13 protein-coding genes are annotated in these 8,968 nt (G+C 62.2%); 3 read left to right on the top strand and 10 right to left on the bottom strand.

Going from position 1 to position 8,968, the window contains the following annotated elements; genetic code table 11:
- Positions 1-61: 61 nt before the first annotated feature.
- From AC1D34_RS32020 to AC1D34_RS31975, 10 genes are all read right to left on the bottom strand, one after another.
- Positions 62-379 (bottom strand): hypothetical protein, encoded by a 318-nt coding sequence (locus AC1D34_RS32020; protein WP_476826406.1) that lies wholly within the window; start codon positions 377-379, stop codon positions 62-64.
- 283 nt (positions 380-662) lie between these two features.
- A complete protein-coding gene (locus AC1D34_RS32015) occupies positions 663-1,013 on the bottom strand; it encodes a DUF6522 family protein (RefSeq protein ID WP_441509133.1) in 351 nt (116 codons plus the stop codon).
- A 70-nt stretch (positions 1,014-1,083) separates the two neighbouring features.
- Positions 1,084-1,797: a cytochrome c3 family protein gene (locus AC1D34_RS32010; RefSeq protein WP_476826405.1), complete on the bottom strand. Its 714-nt coding sequence runs from the start codon at positions 1,795-1,797 to the stop codon at positions 1,084-1,086.
- Between the two features lie 12 nt (positions 1,798-1,809).
- Positions 1,810-2,310, bottom strand: a complete 501-nt coding sequence (locus AC1D34_RS32005) for a nitrate reductase cytochrome c-type subunit (RefSeq protein WP_441509139.1) — start codon at positions 2,308-2,310, stop codon at positions 1,810-1,812.
- Positions 2,283-4,778, bottom strand: a complete 2,496-nt coding sequence (gene napA, locus AC1D34_RS32000; protein ID WP_476826404.1) for a periplasmic nitrate reductase subunit alpha — start codon at positions 4,776-4,778, stop codon at positions 2,283-2,285. The genes AC1D34_RS32005 and napA overlap by 28 nt, the downstream gene beginning before the upstream one ends.
- Positions 4,775-5,053 carry a chaperone NapD gene (locus AC1D34_RS31995; protein WP_476826403.1) on the bottom strand — a complete coding sequence of 93 codons (279 nt, stop codon included), beginning with the start codon at positions 5,051-5,053 and terminating at the stop codon, positions 4,775-4,777. The genes napA and AC1D34_RS31995 overlap by 4 nt, the downstream gene beginning before the upstream one ends.
- Positions 5,046-5,555 carry a ferredoxin-type protein NapF gene (napF, locus tag AC1D34_RS31990; protein ID WP_476826402.1) on the bottom strand — a complete coding sequence of 170 codons (510 nt, stop codon included), beginning with the start codon at positions 5,553-5,555 and terminating at the stop codon, positions 5,046-5,048. Before napF ends, AC1D34_RS31995 begins: the two co-directional genes overlap by 8 nt.
- A 10-nt stretch (positions 5,556-5,565) precedes the next feature.
- Complete coding sequence (locus tag AC1D34_RS31985; protein ID WP_476826401.1) at positions 5,566-5,754, bottom strand: periplasmic nitrate reductase, NapE protein; 189 nt, start codon at positions 5,752-5,754, stop codon at positions 5,566-5,568.
- A gap of 126 nt (positions 5,755-5,880) precedes the next feature.
- On the bottom strand, positions 5,881-6,114 hold the full coding sequence (locus AC1D34_RS31980; protein ID WP_441509125.1) for a hypothetical protein: 234 nt from the start codon (positions 6,112-6,114) through the stop codon (positions 5,881-5,883).
- A 119-nt stretch (positions 6,115-6,233) separates the two neighbouring features.
- Entirely contained in the window at positions 6,234-6,677 is a 444-nt protein-coding gene (locus tag AC1D34_RS31975) for a hypothetical protein (RefSeq protein WP_476826400.1), read from the bottom strand.
- 1 nt (position 6,678) lies between these two features.
- Here AC1D34_RS31975 and AC1D34_RS31970 point away from each other — a divergent pair, with 1 nt between their 5' ends.
- The 3 genes from AC1D34_RS31970 to AC1D34_RS31960 form a co-directional block, all read left to right on the top strand.
- Positions 6,679-7,161, top strand: a complete 483-nt coding sequence (locus tag AC1D34_RS31970) for a hypothetical protein (RefSeq protein WP_476826399.1) — start codon at positions 6,679-6,681, stop codon at positions 7,159-7,161.
- A 161-nt stretch (positions 7,162-7,322) separates the two neighbouring features.
- Positions 7,323-7,841 carry a YcnI family copper-binding membrane protein gene (locus AC1D34_RS31965; protein ID WP_476777512.1) on the top strand — a complete coding sequence of 173 codons (519 nt, stop codon included), beginning with the start codon at positions 7,323-7,325 and terminating at the stop codon, positions 7,839-7,841.
- Positions 7,842-7,886: 45 nt separating this feature from the next.
- Positions 7,887-8,968 (top strand): copper resistance CopC/CopD family protein (locus AC1D34_RS31960; protein ID WP_476826398.1); only part of this gene is annotated, 1,082 nt, incomplete at its 3' end.

Genomic DNA, 8,968 nt, shown 5'->3' with positions numbered 1-8,968 from the left:
GAAGAGGGACGGGCAGGATTGGCTTCAGCAACCGAATCCTACGTCATATCAAAATCTTACGCTACATCCGCCAGCTCAATTGCCCGCCCTGGTGAATGATTCGGGCTAGAACGTAGTACCCACCGAAAGCGWCGAAGCCGGCGATGACGCCGAGCGCCACCAGGAAAACCAGGAAACCATAGATCAGGCTCGGCACCGGGTTATCGATGAGGTCGCTCCAGCCAGCGGCGAGCCAATCGAAGGCGGCCGAGGGCGGAACAGCGTGGCTCCACTCGTTGGCGGTCAGTTCGGGAGCGCGGAGATCGAGCTTGCTCTTGCCGTCGCCGCCGCGACATGCGGGACAACTCCCCAGGTAAACGGTCTTGCCTGTGGTGAGCATGCTGTCGCGGCCAAGGGCCTGCATTTTCGGAGTGCGGCTTTCGCCGTTCTCTACGCTTGCATCAGCGCCTCGGGTAGGCCATCCCAAGGCAGGGACGGCGCAATCAGATCCAGATACGCATCCGCAGCATGACCCAGGGTGTAAGTGCCGCTGAAGAACGCGCGACAGATCCCCCACATGATCGCAATCAGTTTCGGATCGGCTTAAATCTGCGCGAAAGCGGTCGCCTACGACTGCCGTGTCCTGGTTCAATCCGCCGCGGTGATGCAAGCCGAACATCGCGTTACCCGCCGGCCGGCAGAACAGGGTCTAATACCGGATCGGCCAGATTTCCGATGGCGTCTTGGCTCCCTGCAGCCCGAACGTTTATCCATGTTCCGCTTGCGCGCAGATAGCGTAATTCTTCGCTCTCGATTTGGCCCTCCGGTCCCAGCACCGCTTGCCAGATGCGGTTGCCACAACGCAGTGCAAGCCGACATCGACCGGCATCCTCGCCAATCCCAACCTCGACGCGACTATGGACCAAGCCGCGGCGCATGAGTTGTCGCATCGCCGAATTCGACATGCCGAGGCGCCCCGACAGCACCGCAGCGTCCATCGTTATGTCGCCCGCATCATCTCGAACGATTTGCACGGTTCGATTCCTTCCCAGGGACACTCCTCTAAAATAGGGCACGGCCTAAAGATGCGGTTTATGAGTGACTTCAGCGCGTCTCGATGCTGGCGAGATAGGCGCGCAATTCCCGCTCGGGCCCATGCCATGAGGCGCTGCCCTTGCCCTGGAGCTCGGGGGCTTCCTTCCAGCCGGGCTCGATACCGGTCATGTCGGGCAGGAGATGGGCGATGCCCTTGTGGCAGTCGATGCAGGTCTTCTCCTTCGGAATCAGGAAGCGGCTGTGGATCTCGGCTGCCCGGCGCGTCTGCTTGGTGAAGTCCATCGCGACGGTGGAATGGCAGTTCCGGCATTCCAGCGAGTCGTTTGCCTTCAGCCGCGCCCATTCATGYTTGGCGAGCTCCAGCCGGTGGTCGAGGAATTTCTGGCGTGTCGAGATRGTGCCGAAGATCTTGCCCCAGACCTCCTTCGAGGCCTGCATCTTGCGGGCGATCTTGTGGGTCCATTCATGGGGGACATGGCAATCGGGGCAACTGGCCCGCACGCCYGARCGGTTCGAGAAATGAACCGTCTGGGTCAGCTCCTGATAGACGTTGTCGCGCATCTCGTGACAGGAGGTGCAGAATTTCTCGGTGTTGGTGACCTCGAGCGCCGTATTGAACGCTCCCCAGAACATGACGCCGCAGATGAAGCCGCCGAGCGTCAGGAACCCCAGGGACAGATAGGCGCTGGGCCGGCTGATGACCCGCCAGAACCAGACCGCGAGGTTCCACGAGCGCAGGAAGAGAGCCTTCAGCTTGCCCATGTCGGCGCCCCGTTACCGCTTGCGGCCAATCGTGTTTGCGTCCTGGAACGTATTCGGCACCAGCGTGCGGGCGTCGGTTTGCTGAACATGGCAGGCGGTGCAGAAATAGCGCCGCGGGGTCACGTCCGAGAGAACCTGTCCGTCCCGGTCCTGGAAATGGGTGATGCTGATCATCGGGGCGCCGGAGCCCTCGGTGAACTCCCGCTTGTGGCAATCCATGCAGCGGTTGGTGTTCAGCGTCAGCTGATAGCCGTCGATCGAATGCGGAATGATCGGCGGCTGTTCCGGGTAGTTCCGCATGCGCCTGACGTCGTCGACGATCGGACGGTCGAGCGGCGGCACGTTGACGGCGCCCATCGGCGGCGCCGCGCCGGTCAGGCGCGGCACGATGTTGATCCGGCCGCTCTCCTGCGAGAGCGCGCCGAAGCAGAGGACGACGAGAGCTGCCAGGGCAGTTCCAAGGACGGTCCAGGAGCGCACCAGGCTCAGACCGCTACGATCTTGACCGCGCATTTCTTGAAATCCGTCTGTTTGGAGATGGGATCCGTCGCGTCGAGAGTGGTCTTGTTGATGAGCTGGCTGGCGTCGAACCAGGGCACGAAGACGACGCCCTGGGGCATGCGGTTGCGCCCGCGCGTCTCGACCCGGGTCTGCATCTCGCCGCGGCGGGAGATCAGCCGGATCTCCGCCCCCTGGTTGAGCCCGCGCTTGCGGGCATCGTCCGGGTGCATGAAGCAGCGAGCGCCGGGGAAAGCCTTGAAGAGCTCCGGCACGCGCATCGTCATCGAGCCGGAATGCCAGTGCTCGAGCACCCGTCCGGTCACCAGCCAGAGATCATATTCGTTGTCCGGCGATTCCGCCGGCGGCTCGTAGGGCACGGCGATGATCCGCGCCTTGCCATCGGGGTTGCCGTAGAACTCGAAACCCTTGCCCGGCTTCACATAGKGGTCGAGGCCTTCGCGATAGCGCCAGAGCGTTTCCTTGCCGTTGACCACCGGCCAGCGCAGCCCGCGGACCTCGTGATAGGTGTCGAACGGCGCCAGGTCATGGCCGTGGCCGCGGCCGAAGCTGGCATATTCCTCGAACAGTCCCTTCTGGACGTAGAAGCCGAAATGCTTGGCCTCCAGATTGTCATAGGCGGGGTCGACCTCGCTTGCAGCGAAGCTGTCGACATGCCCATTCCTGAACAGCACATCGAACAGCGTCTTGCCGCGATAGTTGGGATTGGCATCGAGAAGGGCGGCCGGCCAGACCTCGTCGGTGGTGAAGCGCTTCGAGAATTCGACCATTTGCCAGAGGTCGGAACGGGCCTCCCCGGGCGCCTTGACGAGTTGGTGCCAGAAATGGGTGCGCCGCTCGGCATTGCCATAGGCGCCCTCCTTCTCGACCCACATGGCGGCGGGCAGGATCAGGTCGGCGGCCATGGCCGTCACGGTCGGGTAGGCGTCGGAAACGACGATGAAATTCTCTGGATTGCGATAGCCCGGGTAGGTTTCCCCGGCACTGTTCGGCGCCGCCTGCAGGTTGTTGTTGACCTGGATCCAGTAGAAATTGAGCTTGCCGTCCTTGAGCATGCGATCCTGCTCGACCGCGTGATAGCCCGGCTTTTCCGGGATCGTGCCGGCCGGAATCCGCCAGATCTCCTCGGCGTGCTTGCGGTGCTCGGGATTCACCACAGTCATGTCGGCGGGCAGACGATGGGCGAAGGTGCCGACCTCGCGTGCCGTGCCGCAGGCGGAAGGCTGCCCGGTCAGTGAGAAGGGGCTGTTGCCGGGCTCCGAGATCTTTCCGGTCAGCAGATGCAGGTTGTAAACGAGCTGGTTCGCCCAGACGCCGCGGACATGCTGGTTGAAGCCCATCGTCCAGAACGAGACGACCTTGCGCTTCGGGTCGGCATAGAGCTCTGCCAGCTCTTGCAGGAAGCCGGGCTCCACCCCTGTCAGCGCCGAGACTTTCTCGAGGGTGTAGTCCTTGACGAAGGCGGCATAGGCTTCGAAGTCGATCGGCGAGGTCGCGCCGACATCTTCCGCCTTCTTCGCCTTGACCTCGCGCGGATCGTCGGGCCGCAGGCCATAGCCAATATCAGTCGCGCCCTTGACGAAGTTCGTGTGCTTCTGGACGAAGTCCTTGTTCACGCGGCCGGTCGTGATGATGTGGTTGGCGATGTAATTGAGGATCGCCAGATCGGTGCCGGGCTTGAAGACAATCGGGATATCGGCCAGGTCGGCGCTTCGGTTGGTAAAGGTCGAGAGCACCGCAACCTTGACATGGGGGTGGCCGAGCCTGCGGTCGGCGACCCGGGTCCACAGGATCGGGTGCATCTCCGCCATGTTCGAGCCCCAGAGTACGAAGGCGTCCGTGGCTTCGAAATCGTCATAGCAGCCCATCGGCTCGTCCATGCCGAAGGTGCGCATGAAGGCGTAGGCGGCAGACGCCATGCAGTGGCGCGCATTCGGGTCGAGATTGTTCGAGCGGAAGCCGGCGCGCATCAGCTTGGTCGCGGCATAGCCCTCCCAGATCGTCCACTGGCCGGAGCCGAACATGCCGAGCGCGGTCGGCCCTTTGTCTTTCAGGACCTGCTTGGCCTTGGCGGCCATGACGTCGAAAGCCTCATCCCAGGAGACCGGCGTGAACTCGCCGTCCTTGGCGTAGACGCCGCCCTTYTTGCGCAGCAGAGGCTGCGTCAGCCGGTCCGCGCCGTACATGATCTTCGAGAGGAAATAGCCCTTGACGCAGTTCAGGCCGCGATTGACCTCGGCCTTCATGTCGCCATGGGTGGCGATGACCTTGCCTTCCTTGACGCCGACCATCACGCCGCACCCCGTGCCGCAGAAGCGGCAGGGCGCCTTCGACCAGGTGATCTCCAGCGTGTCGACGCCRCCSRCGACRGGCTGKGCTTCGGCGGGSAGGCTCATATTGGCRGCGGCAGCGGCGATGCCCGCCGCCTGCGCCTTCAGCATCTCGCGACGGGATAGGGTCATGATCCAGCTCCAGTGTCGTCGAGGGCGATGATCTGTTCGAAGACGAAGTTTGCCGAAAGGACGCCGTCCATCAGTGCGATGCCGGTGAGCCTGCTRCCCATCTCGCCGGTGCTCTCGGCTTCCATCACGATGACGATCTTGCCGTTCTCGACACGATGRACCTCGGTGCCCGGCAGGGCATTGATCTGGCGCACGACCGCGTCGCAATGCTCYGGRAAGGCSGTGACGACGGCRCTGGAAATATGGAYGGTGCSGGCCGCTTGGGCTTCAGGCATGGGCTGCCTCCGCTGCCGTGGGGCAGGTTCCGATGGCGGCGGCCGGGCAGGCCGCGATGCAGGCGCCGCAGCCGGTACACTGAGTGGCGGTGAGGACAGGCAGGGCAGGGCCACCAAGGCGCGGTCGGAAACGGATCGCCGCTTCCGGACAGGCATCGCCGCAGCTCTGGCAAACGATGCCGCGGGCGGCAAAGCATGTGTTCCCGATCACGGCGACGTGCTGGAAAGCAGGCCGCCCGCGATCGAAGACCGGCTCCGGGCAGGCTGCGGCGCAGGCGCCGCAGAAGCTGCACTCGCCGGAGCTGAAATCGATCTCGGGCCGCTGCCGGRCATCGAGCCTGAGGATCGCTTGCGGGCAGGCACTGACGCAGGCGCCGCATCCCGTGCAGGCGCTCGCGATTGTCTCTTCGAGGGACCAGGGTGGACGAATGACGTCCGGTTCCGAGGGAAGAAGCCCCKTCAGGAACCCACGTCTGCCGAGATCGATCCCGTGCTCTGCCATGGCCGGGCCCTCACCGTGGTGGGCCGGGCGGTCCGAAGACCAMTTGCAGCATCCAGACCAGGAAACCATAGCCGCCGACGACGCCGACCGCGATGAYCGGCCAGATCAGGATCGCCAGGACGATGAAGGCAARGAAYTCCTGCCGTCGCGTTRCAGGCCTGAATTCGGCCCGGGTTTCGGCTTTGGCACCATCGGACATCACAATACCAGCTCCCGAGATGACGTTGCGGCGGCGCTCTCAGCTTCATTCCTTAGAAAATCTTCAGAGAAGCTAGACCCCCATGCGCCGCCTTGTCGAGTGCCGACGTCACGCCGGGCAGTTCTTCTAGCCACTGATCGGGTTTCCCGTCTGAGGGGGCAGAACCGGGCATTTGGTTTCCGTCAATGGCGGTCCGTCGCGCAGGCAGTGACCTTGAGCGCGGCCCACTATGATCCATTGCTCGATCTGCTTGCCCAGCGAATCACCCTCTCCGTCGCGACCCGCGAGGTAGCGCTCGCGTTGTGCCTGTTCCATTCCCTCAAGCACTGCTAGCCAGTCTGCGTAATTCGTTCTGGTCATCCCGGCCTCCTCTGCTGCAAACCTTGCAAAGGCAGTCGCTGAAACCGCCTGTAGCTCGACCGGACCGCTTGAAGCCCAAATTCGAGCCCATTCGTGCCCACCCCAAGATTGAAGGGTCATCAGGTCCGGCCTCGCATTGTCACTCGATCAAGCGCGAACCCACGCTGCTTCATGGCCAAGTGGTCCTGTCTCCAGATTGCGGATGGGGCGAGTTCGAGCGCGATTGTTCGAAGTCCAAGCTCGGCAGCCAAATTATTGGCGAAGCACATAAGGGCCTCAATCAGTGCGGAGCTTGGCAGCCGGACCGATGCCAGTTCCGAAACAGCCAATGTGGCTTCGGACGAAAGCGATTGTACAACGTCATAAGAAAATATGCCGTGAACGCAGCCGCGCCTGTCGTTGAGCGCAATCAGCCCGCGCATCTTGCCGGACATTTGATCAGAACCCTGCAAGTAGTGCGACCACGCACATGCAGAGATACCAGGATGGGCTGAAACCATTAGCGAATAGGTTGCTCGTTCCTGCTGCTCTGTGACCCGTGCCGCCTCGAATAAGTCATCCATTTTGATCGCACGCGTGCTGGAGCGGAGAGTCGGCAGCAAAGATCAACGCCCCTACAGCTGCATTGATGCAGATCAAGAAGGCGAATGCAGAGGCCGGGCCAAGCAGTTGGAATGTGACAAGCGATCAGCTCGGTGGGGCGCAATCGGCCTCGCCTATCTGATCGTGTTTCAGGCGGTCGTCACAGGCCTGATATCCGGCGCACACGGCGTGGTAGTCACGGTGGATCGGACTATCGCTCTCACCCATTGCGCGACCAGCGCTCCTGGCTTCGGGGGCTCATCAGATCACGCCCAGCCTGATCTGATGTTCGATTGCTCATTGAACTGCGCATTCTCCGCAAACATCGCGATCAATCCCGCAGCCAGTTTCTTCCCGGTGTCTTATCGCGTTGCGAACCAGACCGGATTTGCTCCGTATCCCCAGGTGCCGCCGGGATTTTACTCAGGACACTTTCCCGCAAACCCGCGTGCGCCCCCCGCCTGAGCTTTCCCGTAGGCGCAGCCTTCCATGCCTGGCGCTGGTTCAGATCGCCGAGTGTTTGACGTCGGCTCTGAGTTCTACGGACCACCCGCTGTTTACTTCTCTGCCAACCGGGACATAGGCGCCCGAAATCCACCCAATCAGCTTGCCTGAAGGAACTCGCTATGAAAGCCCATCTGATTGCCGCTTTGATTCTTGCCGCCGGCACAACGGGGGCAGCAGCTCACGTCACGCTTGAAACTCAGCAGGCCGCCATTGGCTCGACCTACAAGGCGGTGGCGCGCGTGCCGCACGGCTGCAAGGGTGCCGCCACCCTCAAGGTGCGCGTCAAAATTCCCGAGGGCGTGATCGCTGTGAAGCCGATGCCCAAACCGGGATGGACGCTGGAAACTCTCAAGGGCGAGTACGCCAAGTCCTATGACTACTATGGGACGCCGACTTCGGAAGGCGTCAAAGAGGTGGTCTGGAGTGGCGGGAAACTGCTCGACGAACACTATGACGAGTTTGCCTTTCGCGCTTACCTCACGACCGACCTGAAGGCTGATACAGCGCTATATGTGCCAATCGTCCAGGAATGCGAAGGCGGCGCTGTGGAACGCTGGATCGAAATCCCCGCACCGGGCAAGACCAGTGACGACTACAAGTTTCCGGCGCCGAGCCTGAAACTGATCCCCAAGAAGTAGTCACCGAAGCGGCCGGATCTTGGTGTTCGATCCGCAAGGACTATCATGATCCGGCGCCTTCGCCTCTTCATCATTCTCCTGGTCAGCTCAGGTGCGGTTGTTGTTGCCGCGGCTGGGCAGGCCGCTGCCCACGCGGCACTAACTGCTGCGACGCCGGCAGATGGTGCGATCGTGGCGATGGCACCATCTGTGTTGACGCTGAGCTTCAGCGAGCCAGTCTCCCCCCTCCTCCTCAAGCTCATTCCGCCAACTGGAAAACCGCAAACTCTCGATCGCTATGAATTGAGAGATCGCTCGTTGGCCATCAAGGTTCCGATCGGCCTCAGCAACGGCACACATGTGTTGAGTTGGCGGGTGGTTTCCGAAGATGGGCATCCGGTGGGGGGCGCGCTCGTTTTCTCAATCGGTGCTGCAAACATCCGGGCACCCGACATAGACGTTYACGCCGACCGCGCGGTGCTTTTTCTACTTTGGGCGACAAAGCTCGGCCTTTATCTGGTACTGTTTCTCGGCGTCGGCGGCGCGGCCTCGGCGGTATGGATCGCCCCCCTGCCGGTCGCGGCGCGCTTGTTCTCCGCAGGCCTCATGGGCATGGGATTGGGGGTTCTGCCCCTCGCGGTCGCGGCGCAAGGGCTGGATGTACTTGGCGCGACCGCGGCCAGCTTTTTCGATACCGCAGTCTGGAAAGCGGGTGCTAGCAGCGCCTTTGGCGTGACCGTGATGATGGCGGGCTTTTCCATCGCCACAGGGTTAGCCTCGATCGCCACTCAAGGGATAGCGCGAATTGGACTGGCCTGGAGCGCCTTGGCTGGGGTCGGGCTGGCTCTTGCGGCCAGCGGGCACGCCAGCGCTGCTACCCCCCAATTCCTCATGCGATCGGCGGTGTTTATTCACGGAGTAGGCATTGCCGCCTGGACCGGCGCTTTGTTTCCATTATGGGTCGCGCTCCGTAGCCGGAATAATGCAGCTCTTCTGCGGTTTTCGAGGCGGATTCCGCTTTTCGTCGGCGGAATCCTGCTGAGCGGCTTGGCTCTGACGGTCGTTCAGGTCGAGCGCATTTCGGCGATCACCAACACGGAATATGGTAGGTCGAGCGCATTTCGGCGATCACCAACACGGAATATGGT

Source organism: Allobosea sp. P1_A7, assembly GCF_056406775.1.
This window is presented reverse-complemented; position numbering and strand designations above follow the sequence as displayed.

Excerpts from the sequence above, each read along its gene's own strand:
- AC1D34_RS31975 (WP_476826400.1), bottom strand. The coding sequence starts at position 6,677 with ATGGATGACTTATTCGAGGCGGCACGGGTCACAGAGCAGCAGGAACGA.
- AC1D34_RS32005 (WP_441509139.1), bottom strand. The coding sequence starts at position 2,310 with ATGCGCGGTCAAGATCGTAGCGGTCTGAGCCTGGTGCGCTCCTGGACC.
- AC1D34_RS31980 (WP_441509125.1), bottom strand. The coding sequence starts at position 6,114 with ATGACCAGAACGAATTACGCAGACTGGCTAGCAGTGCTTGAGGGAATG.
- AC1D34_RS31965 (WP_476777512.1), top strand. The coding sequence starts at position 7,323 with ATGAAAGCCCATCTGATTGCCGCTTTGATTCTTGCCGCCGGCACAACG.